This window comes from Limnospira platensis NIES-39 (genome assembly GCF_026000695.1).
Taxonomy (GTDB): domain Bacteria; phylum Cyanobacteriota; class Cyanobacteriia; order Cyanobacteriales; family Microcoleaceae; genus Limnospira; species Limnospira platensis.
The window spans coordinates 4,316,904-4,341,227 of record NZ_AP026945.1 but is presented as its reverse complement, the minus strand read 5'-3'; the positions used below and the strand labels follow the sequence as shown (position 1 = coordinate 4,341,227).

General features: G+C 46.2%; 19 protein-coding genes, 1 other RNA gene and 2 CRISPR repeat arrays. Of the genes, 7 read left to right on the top strand and 13 right to left on the bottom strand.

Going from position 1 to position 24,324, the window contains the following annotated elements:
* Positions 1 to 3: 3 nt before the first annotated feature.
* The 8 genes from N39L_RS21405 to N39L_RS21370 all read right to left on the bottom strand — a co-directional run bounded on the left by N39L_RS21405 (position 4) and on the right by N39L_RS21370 (position 9,706).
* Positions 4 to 2,325 carry a DNA sulfur modification protein DndB gene (locus N39L_RS21405; RefSeq protein WP_006618804.1) on the bottom strand — a complete coding sequence of 774 codons (2,322 nt, stop codon included), beginning with the start codon at positions 2,323 to 2,325 and terminating at the stop codon, positions 4 to 6.
* Position 2,326: 1 nt separating this feature from the next.
* Positions 2,327 to 3,010, bottom strand: a complete 684-nt coding sequence (locus N39L_RS21400) for a GIY-YIG nuclease family protein (protein WP_006618803.1) — start codon at positions 3,008 to 3,010, stop codon at positions 2,327 to 2,329.
* Between the two features lie 33 nt (positions 3,011 to 3,043).
* Positions 3,044 to 3,847, bottom strand: coding sequence for a phosphoadenosine phosphosulfate reductase family protein (locus N39L_RS21395; protein WP_014276323.1), 804 nt, complete (start codon positions 3,845 to 3,847; stop codon positions 3,044 to 3,046).
* Positions 3,828 to 7,334 (bottom strand): hypothetical protein, encoded by a 3,507-nt coding sequence (locus N39L_RS21390; protein WP_014276322.1) that lies wholly within the window; start codon positions 7,332 to 7,334, stop codon positions 3,828 to 3,830. The genes N39L_RS21395 and N39L_RS21390 overlap by 20 nt, the downstream gene beginning before the upstream one ends.
* A gap of 4 nt (positions 7,335 to 7,338) precedes the next feature.
* The gene (locus tag N39L_RS21385) at positions 7,339 to 8,265 is read right to left on the bottom strand and encodes a DUF4007 family protein (RefSeq protein WP_014276321.1); all 927 of its coding nucleotides are present in this window, start codon (positions 8,263 to 8,265) and stop codon (positions 7,339 to 7,341) included.
* A gap of 217 nt (positions 8,266 to 8,482) precedes the next feature.
* Positions 8,483 to 8,884 (bottom strand): type II toxin-antitoxin system tRNA(fMet)-specific endonuclease VapC, encoded by a 402-nt coding sequence (vapC, locus tag N39L_RS21380; protein ID WP_014276320.1) that lies wholly within the window; start codon positions 8,882 to 8,884, stop codon positions 8,483 to 8,485.
* Positions 8,881 to 9,135, bottom strand: a complete 255-nt coding sequence (locus N39L_RS21375) for a hypothetical protein (protein WP_014276319.1) — start codon at positions 9,133 to 9,135, stop codon at positions 8,881 to 8,883. The genes vapC and N39L_RS21375 overlap by 4 nt, the downstream gene beginning before the upstream one ends.
* A 265-nt stretch (positions 9,136 to 9,400) precedes the next feature.
* Positions 9,401 to 9,706 carry a DUF4007 family protein gene (locus N39L_RS21370; protein ID WP_434221586.1) on the bottom strand — a complete coding sequence of 102 codons (306 nt, stop codon included), beginning with the start codon at positions 9,704 to 9,706 and terminating at the stop codon, positions 9,401 to 9,403.
* Positions 9,707 to 9,776: 70 nt separating this feature from the next.
* On the opposite strand from N39L_RS21370, the gene N39L_RS21365 reads away from it, so the two are divergent.
* The gene (locus tag N39L_RS21365; protein ID WP_014276317.1) at positions 9,777 to 10,169 is read left to right on the top strand and encodes a Fur family transcriptional regulator; all 393 of its coding nucleotides are present in this window, start codon (positions 9,777 to 9,779) and stop codon (positions 10,167 to 10,169) included.
* A gap of 18 nt (positions 10,170 to 10,187) precedes the next feature.
* Here N39L_RS21365 and aspS read toward each other — a convergent pair whose 3' ends face one another.
* Together aspS and N39L_RS21355 are read right to left on the bottom strand one after the other, a co-directional pair.
* Positions 10,188 to 11,981 (bottom strand): aspartate--tRNA ligase, encoded by a 1,794-nt coding sequence (gene aspS / locus N39L_RS21360; protein WP_006618796.1) that lies wholly within the window; start codon positions 11,979 to 11,981, stop codon positions 10,188 to 10,190.
* A gap of 87 nt (positions 11,982 to 12,068) precedes the next feature.
* On the bottom strand, positions 12,069 to 13,187 hold the full coding sequence (locus N39L_RS21355) for an ATP-binding response regulator (RefSeq protein WP_014276316.1): 1,119 nt from the start codon (positions 13,185 to 13,187) through the stop codon (positions 12,069 to 12,071).
* Between the two features lie 274 nt (positions 13,188 to 13,461).
* On the opposite strand from N39L_RS21355, the gene N39L_RS21350 reads away from it, so the two are divergent.
* Positions 13,462 to 14,172, top strand: coding sequence for a response regulator (locus tag N39L_RS21350; RefSeq protein ID WP_006618794.1), 711 nt, complete (start codon positions 13,462 to 13,464; stop codon positions 14,170 to 14,172).
* A gap of 361 nt (positions 14,173 to 14,533) precedes the next feature.
* Positions 14,534 to 14,983, top strand: a complete 450-nt coding sequence (locus tag N39L_RS21345; RefSeq protein WP_050856787.1) for a response regulator — start codon at positions 14,534 to 14,536, stop codon at positions 14,981 to 14,983.
* Here N39L_RS21345 and N39L_RS21340 read toward each other — a convergent pair.
* Positions 14,962 to 16,908 carry a CHASE2 domain-containing protein gene (locus tag N39L_RS21340; protein WP_014276314.1) on the bottom strand — a complete coding sequence of 649 codons (1,947 nt, stop codon included), beginning with the start codon at positions 16,906 to 16,908 and terminating at the stop codon, positions 14,962 to 14,964. The genes N39L_RS21345 and N39L_RS21340 overlap by 22 nt on opposite strands.
* Before the next feature lie 112 nt (positions 16,909 to 17,020).
* Here N39L_RS21340 and rnpB point away from each other — a divergent pair.
* An RNA gene (rnpB, locus tag N39L_RS21335) (RNase P RNA component class A) lies at positions 17,021 to 17,402 on the top strand.
* Positions 17,403 to 17,450: 48 nt separating this feature from the next.
* Here rnpB and N39L_RS21330 read toward each other — a convergent pair.
* Positions 17,451 to 17,654 (bottom strand): hypothetical protein, encoded by a 204-nt coding sequence (locus N39L_RS21330; protein WP_006616481.1) that lies wholly within the window; start codon positions 17,652 to 17,654, stop codon positions 17,451 to 17,453.
* 69 nt (positions 17,655 to 17,723) lie between these two features.
* Here N39L_RS21330 and N39L_RS21325 point away from each other — a divergent pair, with 69 nt between their 5' ends.
* Together N39L_RS21325 and N39L_RS21320 are read left to right on the top strand one after the other, a co-directional pair.
* Complete coding sequence (locus tag N39L_RS21325; protein WP_006616480.1) at positions 17,724 to 18,290, top strand: 1,2-dihydroxy-3-keto-5-methylthiopentene dioxygenase; 567 nt, start codon at positions 17,724 to 17,726, stop codon at positions 18,288 to 18,290.
* A 61-nt stretch (positions 18,291 to 18,351) separates the two neighbouring features.
* Positions 18,352 to 19,722, top strand: a complete 1,371-nt coding sequence (locus N39L_RS21320) for a protein kinase domain-containing protein (protein ID WP_014276313.1) — start codon at positions 18,352 to 18,354, stop codon at positions 19,720 to 19,722.
* Here N39L_RS21320 and N39L_RS21315 read toward each other — a convergent pair whose 3' ends face one another.
* Entirely contained in the window at positions 19,723 to 20,469 is a 747-nt protein-coding gene (locus N39L_RS21315) for a WecB/TagA/CpsF family glycosyltransferase (protein ID WP_014276312.1), read from the bottom strand.
* 95 nt (positions 20,470 to 20,564) lie between these two features.
* Between N39L_RS21315 and N39L_RS21310 the strand changes: the two genes are divergently transcribed.
* Complete coding sequence (locus N39L_RS21310) at positions 20,565 to 20,918, top strand: hypothetical protein (protein WP_014276311.1); 354 nt, start codon at positions 20,565 to 20,567, stop codon at positions 20,916 to 20,918.
* Between the two features lie 44 nt (positions 20,919 to 20,962).
* A CRISPR array of direct repeats spans positions 20,963 to 23,448; the repeat unit is 37 nt; unit sequence GTTTCCGTCCCCTTGCGGGGAATTGGTAGGGTCTGAC.
* Between the two features lie 123 nt (positions 23,449 to 23,571).
* Positions 23,572 to 24,243: direct repeats of the CRISPR family, unit length 37 nt; unit sequence GTTTCCGTCCCCTTGCGGGGAATTGGTAGGGTCTGAC.
* Between the last annotated feature and the right edge of the window lie 81 nt (positions 24,244 to 24,324).

The window sequence follows — 24,324 nt, the reverse complement described above, 5'->3', positions numbered from 1 at the left end:
TATTTATTCGCTATCTTGCATAGAAACATTCTCTAAAAGACGGCTGGAAATTTTATCATCTTTCGCCAGTTCTCCCAAACTCGCTTTGATATTCTGTTTGCACTTTTCTTGGACTTCTGCTTTTCTTTCAGCTTCTAGTTGTTCAATTAGTTGGGCGATTTCTTCTTCAGATTTTTTCTCACCAATTGATTTCGCCTTTACAAGCTGAATCTCTTGTTTAAACTCCGTGGAATTTAGGGATGTATCAACTGCTGCTTTAATGTATTGGTTACGAACCTCAACAATGCCGTAAGTTAAGTAGGGCAAATTTCTTCTATATGCTTCAGACAGGGAAACATCGGTAGCTGTGTTTAATCCCTGTAGCAGCGTCTCATAAGCGTGTTTGCAGTGAACCATCTCTAAAATGGCATAACGAAAGAAGAGCCATTGACTCTCATTAAGTTCTTTCACACTTTGAGATAAAAGACCGCGCAAACCTATTTCATTGGGTGCGAAGACTTTTGCTCTGGGTTCATTCACAAAACCTGTCAGAGTCCGATGCTCCACCTCTGTTCCAGATGAAAAGTAGGTGTTCAGTGCGTTGAGGTACAGATTGGAAACAAATTTAATGACCTGAAGACGCCGATCATAGGGTGTACCTGTATCTAGCATCAATTCGACCACTGAATGAACCGCCATCAAGTATCCGAGTTGGAAAGCTTGTGTGGAAACCGTATCAAAAATTGACTTGGCTCGATTGAGTAACTCTTTTCGCTCGGCTTCATTGCCGCCTTCAGCAGAGAAAAATCTCTCATAATCAATACTAAAGAACTTAGCGGCTGTTCGGTTTTTGATCTCATTTTCGTACCGATTGAGTGCTGAAGCAGTTGTTTTAGCATCTTGTAGCTGGTTCTTTACATAATCTCCAATTGATCGACCTTCTTCTTGGAGTTGGTCTTCCCGTTCGCGAAGCCGCTTAATATGTTCTTCAAAAACACTTCGGACTCCACTGCCTTCAAACAGCAGACTATAGCACTTGCGCTGAATCGGATCTGCTCTCAAATTTGGATCCAGTAACCGAGTGCGTAAGGCTCTCATTTCAGAGTTGTGTACGGCGAAAGGACGAAACCGATCAAAGAGTGGAAGCATGACAGCATCCGAAACATTCCCCAATAACTTGACCGCTTGTTCCACTTCATCCGGGGGATGAGATCTACCAGAACGACGGGAAAGTGTAGACCACTTCTGCAGTTCCGTTCCTATCAAAATTGTAGCTGGACGCTCTGAGTTTTGGATTCTTCTGCCATCGGTGATATCTTGTTTAGAGTCAAGCTGGAAAGCGGAGGGTACACCAAAGGCAACGGCTGCGTGCATTTTGTGCAAAGCTACTGCAGAGGTGTATTCAAGTTGACCCGCTACAACCTCAGTCTTGCGGTGTTGCGCTTCAGAAACTGAATCTCCAAATGCAAAGGAATAAATATGAGCAATTGAAGCCTCTGACTCACCACGACCTTTTAATTTGGAAAGGGTTTCACGCATCATCCTAGCTGCCAAGTCTTCATCGTCCAGTAAAAGTTCTCGGGATTGACTGACTGGCTTGGCGTTCTTATTGACGACTAAAAATATTTCCCGGCATACTGCTGGCAAGCTGATTCCCTTCTGCTTGAATTGTTCATTTTCTTCGTGGAGATCGGGAAAGAAAACAATGCAAATTGGTAATTCGATATTTTTGATTTGATTTTCCGTGAGGTGGAGGTGATTGTAAAATCCGGCAAAGTTATTACCAGACCAGCTATCGTTGATTTGTCTGTGTAACGCTAAAACAGCCATGGCTCGGTGTTGACCATCAACGATAATGAAGGCAGTTTTTTGTCGGTTATATTTGATGACTCCCAGCGGAGTAATAGACCCTTCAATTTGAGCTTTTTCAAAATCAAATAAGTCACCAAAGCTGATTGACACTTCAGTGACGTTGCGCGGTGCTGGGTAGTAAGACTGGATTCCCGTTCTTTCCGTTTTTTTAGGGACTAATACCGCCATAATTGGAGGAAAAAATCGGGCAAATGCCCCCGATTCTCCTAGTAGATAAGGTATCATATCATGAGCAACGCGAGAATCATCTAAATCCCGTTGGAGAAGTTCATCAAATGTTAATTCTTCTATATTAAAAACTTCCCGCCAAGGAACCATCTGAGAAGCGAGAGAGTTTTCCCAAATCCCTTCTGAGCCAGGTTTCATTTTGGTTAACAGAAACTGAGCGCGGACTCGGTTATCGTCTGAACCGATAGTAAACTCGCCGTAGGTTCCGTAAATCGGATCTTTTTGAACTCCAAAGCTAAATGACATATCAGGGTCTCCCACAAATTGGATTTGTCACAAGTTGAAGTACCTTCTCTAGATCGCGTCTAGAAGCAGAATCTGATTCGGTATCTTCAGTATCTAGACCAATATCAGCCGGAAGTGCATTAGTAGGATATATATGCACTACTAAATCTCTTAGCGGTATGTTTCTAATTCGGGCTTCAAGTGCAAATGAATGCGGCAAGCCTAGGTATTCCATTGTCGATTGAACTGTTGCATCAGGAAAAACGTCCAAATGTTTGCTTACAGCGGAATCCTGATCCCAGTATTCATTTAAACACAAGTAGTGCTGGCGATACACTCGTTGTTTAAGATTTTTTGCTATCCCTATATAAATGGGTCGTGTAAAAAAATATACTGAATTAGATTTTAGGAAATTTACCAATAAATTATCTGCACTATCAATGGCGTTTGCAATGACGGCAGAGGCTAATTGTCTTTTAAAACCATAAACAACATCTAAAGACGATTTCGCTACTAATCGAACTCCATAACGCATTTGAATTTCTGTCGATATTTCTCCGGGAAGGTCAAGGAAAGATGAAATTATTTGTTCAACTGATTTAGGCTCGATAACTAACGGCTTGTAGTACCAAGCATACAAACCTGAAGTTTCAGGAATTCTGGCAATCTCGATTCCCCCTTGAAACTCCAGCCGATCGCTTGGCATTCGTGTACCCCTCCTATACTATTTGCTTCTGTTTCACAAATGACACGCCAAACATGGTAAATCCTCATCTTCCTCATCTAAGACTGAAGAGAGGACATCAGCTAGAGGTCGATTTGGGACTGATTTGGTTATTTCCTTAGCCATTGCTTTCTCATGGTTGGCAATAATTTCCTCCTTGCGTTCGAGTAGTTCTAATAAGGTCTCCCCATCTGTCCAAGTGTAATGTCTGCCGTCACTATGATTTTGCTCGTAGTCAACCGCCTGGGCAAACAGATCGGGATGTTCCTCGGCGAGCTTCACCCATTCATATTTTCGCTGAAAAAAACAGAAAAAGCAACCAGAACGACTGCGCCACCGATAATAGTCGGGGAGCCCGATGCCGCTCTCTTCTAGCAAGCGGAGGATATCTGCTTTAACTAAACCCTTCTCCTTAAACGGATATACGGGGCGGATATTCGGCTTGGTGGAGATATAGCCATCCCGGTTTTCGTCGGCGCGGATGCCGATATAGCTTATGGTTTCGTCGTCCCCGACAAATTCCTCTAAGGGCTTAATTTTCATCATCACGGTACACCAGCGCTTTTGGGGAGAGGGAAGTAACCCGCCATGAATGTCGAGCCAATGGTCAAATCCTCGGTGAGCGCTGAGATAGTGAATTTTAATCCCTAAGCGGGCTTTGATGCGATCGAGATACTCGTAAGTTTCGGGCAACTCCTTATGGGTGTCGCAGAAGAAATACTCCATCTGCGGCACTTGTTGGTGCAGAAGGATAGCAAGGGCTGTGCTGTCCTTGCCGCCGGATAAACCGAGGATATGTCTAATTGGTTTGTTGCTCATGCTTCGTATTCTGACGGGTTTTCTGCATTTGAGCAAGATTCTCCTGGGATGTTGCTCCCAAAACTCTTTCGGTTAGTTTAGCAACAAAGGCTTGCTGAAGTTGAGGATTATCCCGCAAAAGGTGATTTTGTAAGGTGGCTTCAACCAATTTCTCTATTTGGTTCTCCGACTCATCTTCCACCCAGACCATGCGGTGAGTTTCTTCGCCGTCGGGACGGGTAACGGTAATCCGCCGCGCCTCGAATCCCTCCCCTTTGGCGGCGACTTCTTTTTGCAAGGCTTCCAGGTTCTTAAACCGCCGCGAGATGTCACTGAGTTTAATTTCAAATCTGGTCGCATCTTCATCAGTCCAGGATTCGGCGGGTTTGTCGGCGACTATCATCACCAGTGCTTCTAACCACTGGCGATCGCTTTTAGTTTCCTCCGCTGCCGCCCTTGCAAAACTCTTGAGGGTGCGCTCTAAACACTGACCGCTAATATAACTAGCGCGGACTCGCAAATCTTCCCGCAGGCGAGTTTCGGGACTTCTGATGCCAAAGGCTTCAAATAAGCGGGTTTGGCACTGGTCTAATAAGCAATCATAGGCCGTCTGAATCTCTCGCAAGGCTTCCACTAGCTTGGCGCGGAGAGTTTTGGCAATATTGGCATCAGAGTCTTCTCCGGTGGTAATTGCAGGCAACCCACAGGCTTGGGGTAAAGATGTAAAAACCAGTTCATCGGGTTCCTGGTCTCGCTGCAACGCCTGCAATACCCCCACTGCTTGGGCGCTGAGGCGCTGAGTTTGAGTGGTATAGGGGGGTAATGCCTTAGCGAACTGAAACAAGGGTTTAACGACCGTTAACAGGGTGGTATTACGAAGCCCTGGTTTATTGAGGGGTTTGCGTTTGCCCCAAATGTCCTCCAATTCTTTAAAGACTTGCGATCGCACTCCGAGGACTTCAAAGTATTTCACCGAAAAGCGATCGGGATACCTCACCAATATCTCGAAATGCTCCAATCCCAACACGGGGATAAAGGAGCCATCTTTATAAACCCCTACATCATCCACATGGTAAAACAACACCGCCGCCAACAACACCGGAATCGCTCCCTGTTTCATGCCGTAGGGAGGCGCTTGCAGGCGCTGATAAAGCAAATCTAAGGTTTGCTGTTGTTCTTTGGCTTCCAGACAAAAGGTTTCGATCGCCTCCCAAACCGTGAAAATTCCCGAATCTTCTGGCGGCGGGTAAAATCCCCACTGGTCATCCTCGCACCGATGAATTTTGGTTTCCGATAAAACCGAGTAATAGATACTCACTTCCGGGCCGTATCCTGTCAATTCTAGCTGTGAGCGCGGTCCGTATTCCAACATTGCCGAAATCAACTCCAGTCTCGCCTTAGCGCCTTGGGAGGTGAGGTCGCGCCGATTGATTAGTTCATTCCACAAAGTGGGCGTTTGAGAATAAACCTGATCGCACACCCGCGAGAGTTGTGCGTTTAAATCGGTAACGTGGTTGAGAGTTTCTGGTCGTCCCAAAATCCAGCAGCGGTTGCGATTTTCTGCCAGGTCAAAAGCCTGACTTAGGGCATCATCAAATAACTCCTCAGCTTGCACTAAGCGGTAACGTACTTCTCGGCGCGCCACCCCATCGCTTTGTAATTCCGGGGCATTATTTTCAATGTATCGCAATGCCGCCAATTCCCGCGCTTGTATCCGCAAGGTCTCCAATTTAGCGGCACAAACCACGATTAAAGGTTTGCCGTCGGTGGTCATTTCCGGCGGATTATTGGGCAATGCTTTTCCCACCCAATAAGCGATCGCACCGTCGGCATTTTCCAGGGTACAAGAAAGAGTCGAGAGATGTATAGGATTATCGAGATAGCGCCGTTCAAAATAGCGCAGCGTACCGGTAATATAACTGTGGCGTTGGGCAACTAGGGGTTCCAAAGGGCGAATTTCCGACAGAAGTTCGACTAGGGTAGTGCGATCGCTTGCCAAATAGTCAGCTACAGCGCTATCTACATTAAAATCAGACCCTTCCCAAATCCGCAATTCATCGACTTGTCGCCGATAGGTAACGATTCCTTTTTGCAGCAAATTATCAATTGTCTTTTCCCACTCTGGGGACTCGTCCACACGGTCACACATTGCCAAAGCTACAAGCGATCGCGTAGCTTTCAGTCCCCCCGTGGTGGTGACAATGTTTAAGATTCCGATGGTTTTAAGCACCCGTAAACTGTCAGCATCCAGGGTTTTGGAAACATCGTTAATTAATCCCTGTACTTCTATCCATCGTTGCAGTTTGGGGCGGGAGGTGATACCCATTCCCACAGCTTCGATAAAATAGTCGTAAACGCGATCGAGTTTCAATGTCTGCAGTTTAGTATCATCCGCCGCCGTCTCTTCTAAATAGCGCCTGAAGGAATAGGGCTCGGCACTGGTGAGAAATGTAAATAAGGAGCGTTCATTTTGGGCGTATTGGGTGCATAATTCAGGTAATACTAACGCCGTCAATGGATGCAGGGGATAGGTTGCACCTACCACGTCCGTAGTGATGTCTGCCGTGAGTGTGTCAGGTAGTAAATCGAACCATTCTTTAGCCCAATTATTAACCCCCTCTAAATGGGTTCCGGCATTGGCAGAATCGATGGCTTTACCAATCAATCGCATCATTTGAGGGGCGGAATCTTTAAAGGGGATATCTTCAAATCTGCCTTGAATTTTTGCCCATTCGTTGCGCTGAACCGAACTTAATCTTTCCCCATAGTCAGCAAAGGCTTGGTGCAATAATCCAATTAGATAAATCTGAGAATCTGTCTCTCTAGGAAGTTCCGCTAATTGCTGCAACAAATATAAATCTTCAGACCCCTGATTTTGGGCGACAAATTCTAGGTTTTTTCCCAATTCATCAATCAATATCAAGACAGGGGTTTGGGCAGCTTTGGCTACTTCGACAACCAACTTGATAATCTTTGATGTTTGGATAGATTTGCCGTTTTCAACATCAGTATATAAATCTACTATTTCCTTAGCTATTTGCGGTGTTTTAGCGGGTTTATTCTTCTGCCCAAAAAATTGGGAACCCTTATACATCGCCCTAACAATCGTATGGCTCAAAGGTTCCCGCTGGGCGGTTACAACAGCGCGAAAAAAACCTGCTTTGGGGATAGCCTTAGTTAATGATAAATACTCTGTACTTTCGCTGCCAAGGGTAGTTTCAATTAGTGCTAATGCTTCCTTGTGGGCGGTATTTTCGCGGTCAGCACAGGCGGAAATTAAGAATTGAGCAAAGGAAGATTTCCCGGTTCCATAGACTCCGGTTAAAGTCCAGGCGCGGTTAGCTTGGGGGGTGGTAAATCCGGTTAAAATTCGCCCCAGAGCATCTAGCGATCGCTCTGTCAGAACATATCCAGCTAAGGCTTCTACTTGGTCGAAATCTCGCTCGATATTGATAGACCGAGAATAGCGACGATTGAGGCTAAAATAATCTGATAAAAATTTAGGCATTTGATTAGCCAACTCTCCTTTTATTGTAATACATCCCCAGCAGATGATCCGCTAATTTTTGGGGATTTTCGTTAAAGGAAAACTGAATTAATCCGGCGGCTTCTGATAAAGCGATCGCATTCCATCCCCGCGCCACCTTTTCAATGGCATCACAGACCGCAGTTTCTGGCAACTTAAAAACCATCCCCGGACTACCGATATCATACAGCAGTCGGGAGAGGGCGAGCGTGCGTTGTTCACGCCCCACAAAGTCCGCATATTCTAAACAAGCAGCCACTACAATTTCCGGGGGTAAATTGCGCTTCTGGTTAACTCTAAAGGTGTAATATTTAGAGTCGCCAGCCCTATGAATTAACCCTAATTCGGCAAAAGGACAATCAATCGAATCCTCACTAACTTGGTGATTTCGGCTTTGTTTAACGTACATCCTTAGCAGACAGCTAACATCTTTATTAATTGAAGAATCAGCCAGGGTTTTTTTAAGAGTTTTCCCATAGTCGGAGATAGCCACAAACAAATCATGTTGGGAAAATTCCACCCGCCGAAACTGATTAAATGTATAATGCCAAGCAGCAGCATCGCAGGGTTGTTTAAGCAAATTCCAGTGTAGCAACCACAGAGAAGCCGGATCCTCCAAAAACGGGTCCCAGCCGTCATCTCTTAAAATATTTTCACCGAATACCGTGGGGCGATCGCCTCCTAAAATCTTAAACGCTTGACACCAATAACGAATCGATCGCACCATATTTTTACCAACTCCCAGGCGCACCGGAGCATCTTCGGCCAAAAAAATACGATCATCTTTTTCGGCTTGATCAAACCCCTTTTTTAGCCAGCCAAACCGAGGGTGAAAGGTCTCGTGACGGGCAAAAACCGGATTCACGCTTGGGGGTGGATCGATGATATGACGATTGAGGCTGGTTTGAATCACGATGGTTTCCGGTGATGTCTGGTAAGCAAAACCCTTATTGTTACCCAGTCTGTGCCTGGGCGATCGGCCTGAGCAATAAAATTTTACATTCTTAACTCAGGGACTGGATCAGCTTGTGATGTCCATCGTCCATAGTACCGCGCTGGAGTAAAAAGTCAACCTACCGGCTATAGAGACCCTGCCATGGCTTCTCATCCTGACGGATAGCGCCTCAGATTTAGGCTTCCCAGTCTTCTAGGCGTAATCCTTCTGCCCGTGCAAACTCCCGAACATTATGGGTTACTAAAATCAGATGATTCGCTAAAGCGATCGCTGCAATTTGGAGGTCATAGGGACCGATTGGCCTTCCTAAAGCGGCTAATTGAGCGCGAATCCTGCCATAAATACTCGCTGCTGCATCATCAAACGGTAAAGACACAAACTGACTTAAAAATACCTCCTGTAGCGCCAGTGTACGAGAGGGGTTTGAGCTTTTCATCGCTCCATAAAACAATTCTGCCTTGACCACCGAACAAACCGCCACATCCCTGGGAGATAACCGCTTTAAATGTTTCTGTATTCCAGAATTGCGACGATTTAGGTAGAGAATACAGACATTTGTATCCAGTAAATAAATCACTCGATTTCTTCCCTCACCTGATATTCCCCTGGGTCATGTCTGACCAAGGGTTCATCGGCTAAACAGCCAGCGGTTTGTTCAAAAAATCCCGGAGGCCAGCCTAATTCGTCTGGGGTTTGAGTGGCGGAAGGTGGAGAAGCGGATTGATAGATAACAGCTATCTCTAACTCTTGATTCGCTAAATCTTGAGGAACTTGTAAAATAACTTTTCCTTCCCCATCCGCCCGGATTTTGAGTTTGATAATTTCCATCGTATATTTTGCCTGTTCAATTGATAGATTTTGAACAAATTATAGCCAAGTTTTATGTGACATTTTGCACCAGGGGTACGCTGGAGGTTTGATCACCCGCCAGGTCTTCCCACTACTTAACCCTCAACGTGCGATCGCCTTCACGGAGGATTAAACGTCACTGAAGACAGTTTTTGCCATTGGTCAATCACAATCAACCGCATATCTCGGAGTCTTTCCCCACAGTGCATATCCCCCTGTTCACAGGTTAAAAAATCCAAGTTTTTTATCTGTCTTCGACTAAAAATTGAGGGATAACCACGGTGTAAGTAAGATTGGGGTCTAAGGGGCGATCGCCTCCTAAAATCTTAAACGCTTGACACCAATAACGAAGCGATCGCACCATATTTTTACCAACTCCCAGGCGCACCGGAGCATCTTCCGCCCAAAAAATACCAGCATCTTTATTAGCCAGCTCAAAACCTTTTTTTAGCCAGCCAAACCGAGGATGAAACGTCTCGTGGCGGGCGAAAACCGGATTGGGGGAATAGCTATTTAAAAGACGACTTTGAATCATAATAGTTGTAGACACTGGTTGCTATTGTTATGATTAATGATAGCCTATAGATAAGCGCCAAATTGAGCAATGGTAATGGGAAGTGATGAAAACTCGTCGGACTCGTAGTCAAGAACGAATTTTGAGCAAACTTAAAGCCCTGAGACGATCGCTTTCGGCTCAGGATCTGTATATGGAAATGCGTAAAAATGACCAGGCTATGGGACTAGCCACAATTTACCGTTCCCTTGATGCACTGAAAAAGGAGGGTTTGGTTCATGTGCGGCTATTAGGGAACGGGGAATCTGTTTATAGTCTGGTACAGGAGGATGAACACTATCTGACCTGTGTTGAGTGTGGTTACTCAATTGTGATTGATGAGTGTCCAGTGCATCATTTAGAAGCCACCTTACAACAATCCCACAATTTTAAGATTTACTATCATACCCTGGAATTTTTTGGCTTATGCGATCGCTGTGCTAAGAACAGCGAATCGTGATTATCTCCACCACCAAAATCACTCAGATTTTTTAGGCTTATAGGTAGAAGCTACCTGTAACTCTTTTAACTGCTTTTGATCAACCCCAGAGGGTGCATTAGTAAGCAAACAACGGGCTTGTTGTGTCTTAGGAAATGCAATCACATCTCGGATCGAATCTTCCCCAGCTAATAGCATCACTAAGCGGTCTAAACCGTAAGCGATACCGCCGTGGGGGGGTGTTCCATATTCAAAGGCTTCTAATAAAAAGCCAAATTTGTTGTAGGCTTCCTCCGTAGATAAACCGATCGCATCAAAAACCTTCTCTTGAATTTCCCGCTGATAAATCCTCAGACTACCGCCGCCAATTTCCGTACCATTTAGCACCAAATCGTAAGCCTGAGCCCTAGCCGTTTTCAAATCATTAATATCATCAGGATGGGGAGAAGTAAAGGGGTGGTGAATAGCTTCGAGGCGTTTTTCATCCTGGTTCCACTCAAACATAGGAAAATCCGTCACCCAGAGCAGATTAATTTGTTCAGGGTCAATCAATCCCAACCTTTGACCAATCACCAATCGCAGTCTATCCAAGGTTTTATTAACCGTGGCTACATCCCCCGCACCAAACAGTAATAAATCCCCCGCTTTCGCATTCGTGCGCCGGAGAATTTCCGCTTTTTGTTCATCACTCAGGTTATCTTTAATAGCGCCGATAGTATCAATTTGTCCATCAGCTTTCACCCTAATATAAGCCAATCCTTTCGCCCCGGCTTCCGTGGCTTCTTTAAACAAATCCCCACCGGGTTTAATTTGCACATTAGAAATCAAATCATTTCCCCCAGGAATCGGCAGGATTTTCACAATTCCCCCCGATTTTATCGCCGCTGAAAAAACTTTAAAACCGGAATCTTTCAGCAGGTCAGAAACATCAGCAAGTTCTAAGCCAAAGCGGGTATCGGGTTTATCACTCCCATAGCGTTCCATCGCGTCCTTATAGGTCATGCGCGGAAAGGGGCGGGGTAAATCAATACCTTTTACAGTTTTAAAAATATGACAAACCAGGTTCTCATTTAAGGTGAGAATTTCCTCCTGAGACATGAAACTCATCTCCATGTCTAACTGAGTAAATTCCGGTTGTCGGTCAGCCCGTAGATCTTCATCGCGGAAACAGCGGGCGATCTGATAATAGCGATCGAACCCGGAGACCATCAACATTTGTTTAAACAATTGGGGAGACTGAGGAAGGGCGAACCACTCTCCGGGGTTAACCCGACTGGGAACTAAATAATCCCGTGCGCCTTCGGGAGTCGATCGCGTCAAAATTGGGGTTTCCACCTCAATAAAATGTTCTTGATCTTCCAGGAAGCGCCGCATAGCCTTAATCACCTCATGGCGCAATTGTAGGTTACGGGTCATGCGTTCCCGTCGCAGGTCCAAATATCTATATTTGAGGCGTAATTCTTCGCGGACTGATTCATTATCATTACTCCCGACCTGGAATGGTAGAGGCTTTCCTAGTCCGTTGAGGACTTCGATTTCATCAGCATATACTTCTATATCGCCCCCTGGTATTTTGGGGTTGATGGACTCATCAGGACGGTGTGAAACTCGACCAGTAATCCGTAAAACATATTCATTACGGACAGAAGTAGAAAGGCCGTAGGAATTAGGGGTGCGTTCAGGATCGCTGATAATTTGTACCAGACCACTGCGATCGCGCAGATCCAGAAATACCACCCCCCCATGATCGCGATAGCGATCGACCCAGCCGCAGAGGGTGACTGTTTCTCCAATATTAACACTTCTTAGGTGTCCGCAGTAGTAGGTTCTCATGGTTATCGCGGGTAGGTTCTCAATTGAAAATTTTAGTCTCGCAGTGTACCAGTATACGAGATTATGTTGAAAACTCGCACTAATTTTTTAGGCCAACTTTTGGGGTAATTTCACCGTAAAACAGCTACCCTGACCCTTTTGGGATGTGACATCAATAATACCATGATGGGTGGCGACAATTCGGGAGACCAAATGCAGTCCTAAGCCACTTCCCGATCGCTTATGGTTTCCTTGACGAAAGCGATCGAAAATAATGGCGCGATCGGGGTCCGACATTCCCTCTCCGGTATCCTCAACTTGTAGAATTATCTCAGGTGTGCCATTAGTGGGGTTGGCTGCTACCTGTAGCCGGACGGTAATTTTCCCCAGGTCAGTGAATTTAATGGCATTTCCCAGCAAATTCATCACCACCCGGCGCAATTCTAAGGGGTCGCCAACCATTGATAGATCCGGTTGGATCTCGTCTATATGGATAATTAAGCCTTTTTCCATAGCCAGGGGGGTCAATTCTTCGACTACCTCTTTGACTAATGCACTCAAGTCTAGGCTGGAGAAGGCAATAGTTTTGCGATCGGCTTCATAGCGATATACTTCTAATAGGGTATTGACCATCTGTAGGAGGTTTTGGTTACTGCTAATCATGGTAGCGATCGCCTCCGACATAGTTGGGGTCACTTGTCCCAATGCGCCCTGCTGGAATAGTTTTAACATCCGATCTGCCGCCACCAGGGGAGTCCGTAGGTCGTGGGTGAGGCGAGAGACAAAATCTTCTCGTTGGCGTGCCATTTGCACCTGTTCATCTATACTCTCTTTAAGTCGGAGTAGCGATCGCACCCTGGCTAGGAGTTCGTCAATTTCTACCGGTTTACGGATAAAATCATCAGCCCCCGCGTCCAGTCCTTCCACTACACTAGATTGATCATGGGCTGTAATCAATAAAATCGGGATAAATGGGAGGTTAGGGTTATTGCGGATACGCCGAGTTACTTCGTAGCCATCAATTCCCGGCATCATCACATCCAATAATACCAGTTGGGGCGGCTTCTCTAATATCGTTTTTAGGGCTGACTCTCCGTCCGGTTGACAATAGACCGTGTATCCCTCGTCGGCTAACATGGCTTCAATCAGAAATAGATTCTCTGGGGAGTCATCAACCGCTAAAATATGTGGGCGGGAGTATGTTGAGGGGACAGCAGAAGAATACATAGTTATTGTATTTGGTCAGAAATTATCCAAAAAGCTAAAGTTGGGGACACTATAGAGCGCGTTTAGACCACTTTAACAGTTAATGGCTCCGGTCTGATTCAGATACTCTTGCCTAGAATCGGAGATTATCTCTATGTCCGATTAAAGGTGGTACAATCATTGTTTCTGGGCTGACAATAACTCAGGGTCAGCGTCGCACCAGTCACAGGATGGCAGATTTTAAGTTGTCTAGGATTGAACTACTGGTATTTGAGAATTTTCTGGAGGGTAAATGATGAAAACTATTCGGGTGGTTTTAATTGAAGATCATGATTTAACTCGTGTGGGTTTAAAAACCGCCCTACAACAGAGTGAACAGGTGGAGGTGGTCGGGGAAGCCGCCACCGGTCGCCAGGGTTTGGAAGTGTTGAAATTGACTCGACCTGATGTGGCAATTATTGATATTGGTTTACCTGATATTGATGGGATTGAATTAACTCAAACTTTTAAGGAATATCTCCGTAGCCAAAAGGGACCCAATACTAAGGTTTTGATTTTGACTATGCACGATAATAAAGATGCTGTGATGGGCGCTTTTTCGGCGGGGGCAGATTCTTATAGTGTTAAAGATGTGAGCATCGATCGCTTAATGGAAGCCATCCAAGTCACCAGTGAAGGTAATTCCTGGATTGACCCGGTTATTGCTCGCACGGTTTTACAACAGGCTCAAAATCTACCCGGGGAAAATACCAACGCGGCTACTGTTACTATAAATGCTGTTGAACCAGAATATAAAGAATTTTTATCTACTTGTCCCCTAACTGAGCGGGAATTGGAGGTTTTAGAATTGATTGTCGGGGGACGCAGTAACGCCGAAATTGCCGAAAAGTTATATATTACTGTGGGTACAGTTAAGACTCATGTTCGCAGTATTTTAAATAAGTTATGTGCTGACGATCGCACTCAGGCTGCGGTGAGAGCTTTACGCTCCGGGTGGATTGAATAATTGCATTAATTACTATTCCCCCAGACTGATTTTCTGTGATGGTCTCTTCCCTGAGAACATGGGTTTTAGCCTGTTGACAATATCGGTAGATTTATGTTAATCAGCCGATTCGCCGATAAGTTAACATCAAATCTTGACATAGGTATTTTATACTTCCCTAGATAGAGGTTAGACAGATTATAAGTTCTTAGTATAGGATGGGTAACTGAGAAAGCTACCCTCAAAATCATTGCCATCTCTATGATACTACTGACCCAGATATCAGGATTAACTCTGTTATCAAAGTTGAGAGTTTTCGCCCTAGCCTCCTAGGGGGTATAGTTGGGAAAATCAGGCTTGATATTGTCAACAGTAAGTTATTATGATTAACATGAACAGTTACGAGAGTGTAATTCCACCCAATTCGGCTAATATTCTGATAGTAGATGACTCTATGGATGGCAGATTATTAGTAGAAATTCTGCTGCAAGATGCCGGATATAACGTGCAAACAGCCGAAAGTGGTCAGGTGGCATTGCAGATGGTTGAGTCATCAACACCCGACTTAATTATTTTGGATTTAATGATGCCAAAAATGAGCGGTTATGATGTGATCAAAATTTTGAGGTGTCAACAAGGCCTCCCATTTATCCCCGTCTTAATTATGACGGCTTGTGGCTATTTAGAAGACCGGGAAGAGGCTCATATCGATGTGGATGGCATCATTTATAAACCGATTGATTTGGAGGTATTATTGTCTCAAGTGGAGGGTTTGCTAAAAAAGACAAAAAAGCCTAGACTGAATCAATACTATTTGGGGTGTTCTGCTTGAGGTGGAGATTGCCAGCCGACAATCCGATAAACATCAATAAGTTGCTGTTTTCCCTTGAGAGGAATAAACCCCCAAGATTCCAGATCAAAAACATCGGGAAGATAGACTAAGGTTTGATAAGCAGTGAGGATGCGACATGGTTCAGACTGTCTATCTTTCTCGCAACTTTCGAGGCGAGAAGCAATATTAACAGAATCTCCCAATAAACCATATTCTAGTCGATCGCGACTGCCTAAACTGCCAGCAACTAAGGGTCCGGTAAAAATCCCAACTCTCATTTCAATAAGGGGTAGATTTTGGGATTGCCAAAGTTGATTTAACTCGATGAGGCGATCGCGCATTTCCAAAGCACAAGCCACGGCTGCATAGGCATCTTGAGCGATTTCTGCGTCGGTAGTGCGGGCGATAGGAACACCAAAGGCAGCCATAATCCCATCCCCCATAAACTTGTTAATAATGCCTCGATGACTATGAACACATTGGGTTAAGGTAGCCAGATACTGATTGAGCCATTCGATTAGCTGTTCTGGGGGTATTTGCTCGGAAATAGTGCTGAAATTGCGGATATCAGTAAATAGCATAGTAGCCACGAGTTTTTCTCCGGGTAACTTCCCGTTAGTCATCAGGCGATCGCGACTATTCCATAAAGCCTTGGCGATTTCTGGGGAGGCATTTTGTCCGAGTAATCCCATCACCACCTGTTGCTGTCGCTGGGCACGAAATCCCAGATAAATAATCACAATCACAGAGGTAAATAGGAGAGTCAGGCTAGGCGCAATCATGGGAACCCAGACACTGTTTAAAAATAGGTAAAATCCCCCCACCCACAAAATTCCTAACATGATTGGGGGGCAAAATATCCACACGAGGGGATGACGCACCACGACCACCACCATGACACCTGCTACCCCCCAAACTATAGCCCAGATAAACTCTGTCCACTGTGGCCAAAACACAAATAAAGAACGTTCCCCCGCCACTGCATCCAAAAGTTGGCTAACCATTTGGGCGTGAATTAACACTCCTGGCATTTTGGGGGAAATTCGGCGGCTGGGACTATAGGGAGTCAGAAATAGATCTTTTCCACTGGGGGCGATCGTTCCGATTAAGACGATTTTATCCTCTACCCAAGAGGGGGGGATGTTACCATAGATAACTTCGCTAACACTGACAACCCTGGCGACGGCTTTACGGGAGCGGTAATCGAGGAGAATTTGATATCCTTGGTCATCAATGGTTTGATATCCGCCGCTGGTGTGATGAAGGGGTAAAAATTCCGCGCGACCCCAACGAATACCATCAGGGTGAAGGGGGCTATTGGTGGGGTTAATGCCCTGTTTTTGCCAATATCTGAGGGCGAGTTGCATGGAAAATGAGTAGAAGGTTTCGTCTTCAATGGTGGCTAACATTAAATTGCGGCGCACAACTCCATCAGGGTCTAGTAACAAATCATTGAATCCGACGCGATTGGGGGGGACTGTGGGAGGGGCGGGGGTTCCCTGAATGTCTGAGTCTCCCAGGGCTTTGATGGTGATAATTTTGGGGTTGTCAAGCTGTTGGACTAATGATTGATGTCCGGGTTCATAGGGAATGTCGCGATAGATATCTAAACCGATCGCTTGAGGTTGTAGCTGGGAGAGGCGATCTAAAAGTTGGGCGATAACTTCATCAGATAAGGGCCAGCGATTAAAGGCGAGTATATCTTCCTCGGTGATACCCACTATCAATAATCGCGGATCTGGTTCTAAATCGTCGCGTAGTCGCACCATCACATCAAAGGCTATCAATTCCAGGGTCTGGAGTCCTCCTAGCTGTTTCAGCAACAAAATTCCCAGGATGATGCTTGCATTGGCGATCGCACAGGCGATAATTTCTTTGAGATCAGCGCCTTTGTTTTTGAAAACTTCCAACCACTTCCGACTCACAGTTAATCCCCACTTGGTGCAGCCATTCCCATTATTATTCTTACCGATCAGCTAAAGACTGGGGGAAATTGAGGCGGGGCGTGCGGATATTTGTTATAATTTGGTGTGGGTAAGAGTCAGCGATGGCGGTTGCGGATTCATTGGTTTGAATCTGAGGAAAGTCCGGGCTCCCGAAAGACTAGACTTGCTGGGTAACTCCCAGTGCGAGCGATCGTGAGGATAGTGCCACAGAAACATACCGCCAAAGGGGCTATTTAGCTCACTGGTAAGGGTGCAAAGGTGCGGTAAGAGCGCACCAGCGATATCGTGAGGTATCGGCTCGGTAAACCCCGGTTGGGAGCAAGGTCGCAGGGATGACGGTTGGTCTTTTACCGATCCCGTTTATGGTGTACCGCTAGAGGTATCTGGTAACAGATATCCCAGATAGATAACTGCTATCTTGATTGCTATTTGCAGTTGAGACAACAGAACCCGGCTTATGTCTGGCTCTTGCCTTTTTCTTAACCCTACAAAAAAAGGGGTTTCTGGGCGGTGGGGAAGTGTTAATCATCGGGAAATTGCCAACAGGATATCCTTTCGATTTTTGTGCTTCCACAACTAGGGCAGTTTTCATCCCAGGCTGAACCTACCCACTCGGCTTCACAGTCTCGACAATGACAGAAAACGTTATTTATATCAGCCTGGCGAATTTGCGATCGCCAAGTTTCTAACAGGTCCTGATGGTTGGTTGATGTATCTTCAGACATAAGTGATGATTTCTGGGTTGGGCTATGTGAATATGGTATAATAACAGGCGCTGATTATCAATAGTAACTATGGCAATCTTACATCTGGAAAATGGCACGAGTTATTCTAACCTAGAAGATATTAGCCGAGAACTTTCTGCTTTGAATGTTAACTTAAATAAATGGCCGGTGGGAGATAACCCAGAAATTCGCGGCTTGTTAAGTGAGGCGGCTTTGGATGATCACCAAAAAGAACAGGTGTTAGAATCTCTGGATGGCTATTTTCAACAACTCCAGGAAACGGCTGGTTATCAGTCGAGGGATTTAATCGTTTTACATCCCGATATCCCTAACTTAGACAGCCTACTGGCTAAGTTTGAGCAGTGCCACACCCATGCTGATGATGAGGTGCGCTATATTATTGATGGGGAGGGTGTGTTTGGTTTTGTGGGTGTTGATGGTGGTCAAATGGAGTTGGTGATTGAAGCTGAAGAATATATTAATGTTCCAGCGGGGACAGAACACTGGTTTCACCTAACGGATACTAAGAGAATTAAAGCGGTGCGCTATTTTAGCAATATGTCGGGATGGACTCCAGAATATACTAACACGAAAATTCGGATTTCCCCGGCTAATTCGGCGGTGGTTTTTGGTTGATGGAGCGATCGCACTGGGTCGGGTAAAATAAGGCTAGGGGGTTGTCGATGAGGGAGGGTCAATGAGTCAATGTCTAAATCCTGACTGTCTGGCTAATAACCCACCTGATAGCAAGTTTTGTCAGCGATGTGGTGCTAAACTGTTATTAAAAGAACGCTATAGGGCGATCGCTATTATCGGTCAGGGAGGGTTTGGTCGCACTTTTAAAGCGGTTGATGAGGACAAACCCTCGAAGCCTATTTGTGTGATTAAACAGTTTTTTCCCCAAGGTGTGGGGACTCAGGGAGTTGCGAAAGCTAAACAACTGTTTGAACTGGAAGCGGTGCGTTTAGATGACTTGGGACATCATCCCCAAATCCCGGAACTTTATGCTTATTTTACCCAGGATAATCGCCAATATTTAGTGCAAGAATATATCCCCGGTAAAACCCTGCTAAATGAGTTAACAACCCAGGGAAAATTTAGCCAGCAACAGGTGATTAATCTCCTGGGTAGTTTGTTACCTCTGTTGGATTTTATCCATGGAAAGCAGGTAATTCACCGGGATATTAAACCGGATAATATCATCAGAAGACATCCCGATCATCAACTGATTTTAGTGGATTTTGGGGCGGCAAAATTTGCGACAGCGAAGGCTTTAACGAGTCCGGGGACTAGCATAGGTTCATCGGGATATGCGGCACCGGAACAAACCTTGGGACAGGCTAACTTTAGCAGTGATATTTATAGCTTGGGTGTGACCTGTCTTTATTTGTTAACGCAGGTGCAACCTTGGCAATTATATAATGTTCATGATGGGGAATGGAATTGGCGCAAATATTTAGGCGATCGCCTAAATTCTCGGTTAGCGGATCTGCTAGATAAAATGGTGATGACCAGCAGCAATAAACGCTACCAATGCGCCCAAGAAGTGCGGGAAGATATGAAGTCATGGCTATCACCATCTACGGACTATAGCTTCCTGGAAAAGCTGCTCAAAAGTGGCAGATGGAGGGATGCCGACCGGGAAACCACCACGTTAATTTTAGCAGTAGCAAATCGGGAAAGTCAAGGTTCTTTGGATATCGAGAGTTTGGGAAAGTTACCCTGTGATATATTCCGCACCATTGATCAGCTTTGGTGTCAATATAGTAATGGTCGGTTTGGGTTTAGTGTCCAGTATCGAATTTGGAAGGAAATCGGGGGTTCTACCAATGCGGATATAGAGACTTATAACCTGTTTGGGGAAAGGGTGGGATGGCGGCGACCGAATGACTGGTTATGGTACAATAACCTAGTGTTTGAAATAGATAAAGCCCCCCCCGGTCATCTCCCGTCGGGGAGGGTGGGGGATATTGCGATCGCCAGTAGATTAATGGGGAAATTGGGAGGGTTTGGATTAGCGAGAATTTTGGCAATTATGGCTAAATTAGAGGAGTGTGGAATCGGCTAATTAAGACTTGATTAAAGCCTTCCAAGCAAAATGGGGTAAAGCCAACATCCGCCGCCAGCGCCAAGGTTCCTGATACAAACGATAAAGCCATTCTAAATGATGTTCACAAAACCAAGCGGGGGCTCGTTGTTTTTCTCCCGCCCAAATATCAAAACTGCCACCGACCCCAATCCACACCGCATCAGGACATAAATGGCGATGTTTAGCAATCCAAAACTCTTGACGGGGAACGCCTAAACCGACTAGAATTAATTGAGGTTGTAGTTCCTGGAGACTGGCAAGCATTTCCTGTTCTTCGGAGTCGGACAGGTAGCCGTGATAGGAGGCGATCGCCAAGCCTTTAATGTGGCGCTGAAAATTGTCTGCTGCTTTTTGAGCAATACCAGGTTTTCCACCATAGAAAAACACTAATCCAGAGGGTCTTAGCTGGTTGACCTGATTAAGGAGGGTTTCGGCTAATTCAATTCCTGGACAACGGCGGATAGAGTGTCCTTTGAATTTCAAATAAAGCACGACACCCGCGCCGTCAGGAATCACTAGGTCGGCGCTTCGGATTAACTGGGCTAGGGGTTGATTAGATTCGGCGGCGATCGCCATTTCAGCATTGAGGGTAATGACATTAGTTCCCAAACCCTGACTCAGCCGCCATGACAGCCACTGGCTATAATTATCAGCCAAATGGACTGGTAATCCTAAAACGGGAAAGGTTGGCAAATGTGTTTCTGGTGTCGATGGACCTGGTTTCATTGAGTCAATTAGCAAAAATCCCTTGCAGATGATTATACCCTGGCGATCGCTCTCAAAATTAACTAATTTCTGGGGTTTCGCTCTGCTGGGGGGAGTTGCTGGCTGTGAAAATGCGATCGCTCTGGTTGGGGGAATTGCTGGCTGTGAAAATGCGATCGCCCCTAGAGGAGTTGCTGGCTGTGAAAATGCGATCGCTCTGGTTGGGGGAGTTGCTGGCTGTGAAAATGCGATCGCTCCTAGAGGAGTTGCTGGCTGTGAAAATGCGATCGCTCTGGTTGGGGGGAGTTGCTGGCTGTGAAAATGCGATCGCCCCTAGAGGAGTTGCTGGCTGTGAAAATGCGATCGCTCTGGTGGGGGGAGTTGCTGGCTGTGAAAATGCGATCGCCCCTAGAGGAGTTGCTGGCTGTGAAAATGCGATCGCTCTGCTGGGGGGAGTTGCTGGGGTCTGACGGTCGCTTTCACCACAAGCGACGAGGTGTCCTTGTGGAGTTAAGTTTCCATCCCCTTGCGCTTAATTGGTAGGGTCTGACTATCTGATTCTCTTTTTATTAAGGCTAAGTTTCAAAAGCTGTTTCCGTCCCCTTGCGCTTAATTGGTAGGGTTAGACCTCATTCTTGAAATTGAGAAAGAAGAGATGGCTCCCTGGTTTCCGTCCCCTTGCGCTTAATTGGTAGGGTTAGAAGGTAGGAGAACCCGGAACAGATATTATTTGTGGTTCCGGGTTGTTTCCGTCCCCTGACAGGAAACTGGTAGGGTTAGACCTCATTCTTGAAATTGAGAAAGAAGAGATAGCTCCCTGGTTTCCGTCCCCTTGCGGGGAATTGGTAGGGTCTGACTATTTATGCTATCGATAGGCCCGCCCTCCACTGGAGCATTGTGACAGGTTTCCGTCCCCTTGCGGGGAATTGGTAGGGTCTGACCGCTCAATCCCCCGAACAATGAGAATTGGCGAGTTTTCGTTTCCGTCCCCTTGCGGGGAATTGGTAGGGTCTGACATTATCTATGACCCCGATATGGGGGAGTATTTAATGTTTCCGTCCCCTTGCGGGGAATTGGTAGGGTCTGACAGCCTGATTTTTTTACTCAATTCAAAAACGCCGAAAAAGGGTTGTTTCCGTCCCCTTGCGGGGAATTGGTAGGGTCTGACTATCCTGAGAGAAGTACTTAAAGTAGTACAGAAAGTGGGTTTCCGTCCCCTTGCGGGGAATTGGTAGGGTCTGACTGGCTTCTGTAAGGTACACTCAATCGCATTGCGTCAACCTAATGTTTCCGTCCCCTTGCGGGGAATTGGTAGGGTCTGACAGGACGAGTTGATTTGGGATAACTCGCCGGAAGAGCTGACAGCGTGTTTCCGTCCCCTTGCGGGGAATTGGTAGGGTCTGACATTAGCTTTATGGCAAAAGGAGCAACAATGATAATAAAACCAAAAGTTTCCGTCCCCTTGCGGGGAATTGGTAGGGTCTGACTGAGTTCAACTCGCGGGGACCTACCCCGGAAGAGCAACAGTTTCCGTCCCCTTGCGGGGAATTGGTAGGGTCTGACTTGGATGATAAGCAATTAGAAGCAGCGCTGATGGTTGCGTATCGTTTCCGTCCCCTTGCGGGGAATTGGTAGGGTCTGACTTGCTGCGCCTGCATCGAACTAGACCCCGAGCTAAACCTGTGGTTAGGGGTTTCCGTCCCCTTGCGGGGAATTGGTAGGGTCTGACCAGGAACAGGAACAGGAACAGGAGGAATACTATTGGTAAGTTTCCGTCCCCTTGCGGGGAATTGGTAGGGTCTGACAGACAAAGAGGATGCCGACCGAAGTTGGTGGACCAAGGTTTGTTTCCGTCCCCTTGCGGGGAATTGGTAGGGTCTGACGCTTCTCAAGTTAAACAGGTTAACGCGATGCCGTTAATCAAGTTTCCGTCCCCTTGCGGGGAATTGGTAGGGTCTGACAGTGAAGAGGCGATAAAAGTGGAAGAGTATGTTTCTTATGCATAGTTTCCGTCCCCTTGCGGGGAATTGGTAGGGTCTGACAATAAAGATTATTTTAATAATCTCAGAACTGCTATTGTTCCAGATAGTTTCCGTCCCCTTGCGGGGAATTGGTAGGGTCTGACGGAAATCCTCCAAGCTGACCAAATCATCCTCCAAGGAGCAGGGTTTCCGTCCCCTTGCGGGGAATTGGTAGGGTCTGACTGGGTAAAATCCTCCGGGGAAACGAAAAAACCCCTCCAGTTTCCGTCCCCTTGCGGGGAATTGGTAGGGTCTGACGCTGACAGCAGAAATGCCTGGAGAAACACTAGCAAGGCAATCCAAGTTTCCGTCCCCTTGCGGGGAATTGGTAGGGTCTGACATACCAGCATCAGAATTATGGAAACCTGGTTTCTATAAGACAGTTTCCGTCCCCTTGCGGGGAATTGGTAGGGTCTGACAGCTTAATACAAGCAGTAGTCCTAACGCGGGGTAAGCAAGTTTCCGTCCCCTTGCGGGGAATTGGTAGGGTCTGACCCTATATATATTTGATGAATCGGACATCATATCAAAGGATGATTTAAGTTTCCGTCCCCTTGCGGGGAATTGGTAGGGTCTGACAAAACGGGGAAGAAAATATCGGAGAGCCTATATCCGCTCCTTTGTTTCCGTCCCCTTGCGGGGAATTGGTAGGGTCTGACACCTAAAAAATCAAAAAACAAGAATTTGCCGATTTGTAAGGTTTCCGTCCCCTTGCGGGGAATTGGTAGGGTCTGACTATTCACGCAAAAGACCCACAAGAACCCGTACTGTGCTGGGTTTGGTTTCCGTCCCCTTGCGGGGAATTGGTAGGGTCTGACTTTCTTTATAAATTAGTTCAATTTTTTCTAAAAAATATCCTTGTTTCCGTCCCCTTGCGGGGAATTGGTAGGGTCTGACCGGAGGGGACGGAGCGGAAAGCTACCTCGAATTTGGTGCGTTCGAGTTTCCGTCCCCTTGCGGGGAATTGGTAGGGTCTGACACCATGATAACATCGTTCCACTCATCCAGGCCATAAGGCATTGAGTATAAAAAGTCAAGTGGCTTAGGACAAACGTCTGACACCATGATAACATCGTTCCACTCATCCAGGCTCAGTGCCTCTTGTTTCCGTCCCCTTGCGGGGAATTGGTAGGGTCTGACATGCTGTATGTCCTGGGAGCCTTTTGTAGCACGGCTTTTGTTTCCGTCCCCTTGCGGGGAATTGGTAGGGTCTGACAATAAGGACAAAAGTAATTTTTGGTTGGTGACACAACCAGGGTTTCCGTCCCCTTGCGGGGAATTGGTAGGGTCTGACACAAACAAAGCTAAAGGGTTTGATTGCTAGGGAAAAAACGTTTCCGTCCCCTTGCGGGGAATTGGTAGGGTCTGACCGCTCGGTCCTTCATGAACAGGAACAGGAATACTATTGGTAAAGTTTCCGTCCCCTTGCGGGGAATTGGTAGGGTCTGACCGCACCCCTGTGGGGCGGTATTAACAAACACAGGGACAGGGACCGTGTTTCCGTCCCCTTGCGGGGAATTGGTAGGGTCTGACACTTAATAAACCTTTTTTGATTTTTTATAAAAATATCTTCAAAGGTTTCCGTCCCCTTGCGGGGAATTGGTAGGGTCTGACAAGGTATTTTGTCGGTTCAGCCCCCGGACGAGATTAGCACTGATTGTTTCCGTCCCCTTGCGGGGAATTGGTAGGGTCTGACTTTTGTCTCCAGTTGGGAAGAACGGAATAATCCGAGGAAAAGTTTCCGTCCCCTTGCGGGGAATTGGTAGGGTCTGACATTGTTTTTTCCTCCTTATTTCTATCAAGGCCTCAGTATCTCAGAGTCTGACAAGGTATTTTGTCGGTTCAGCCCCCGGAC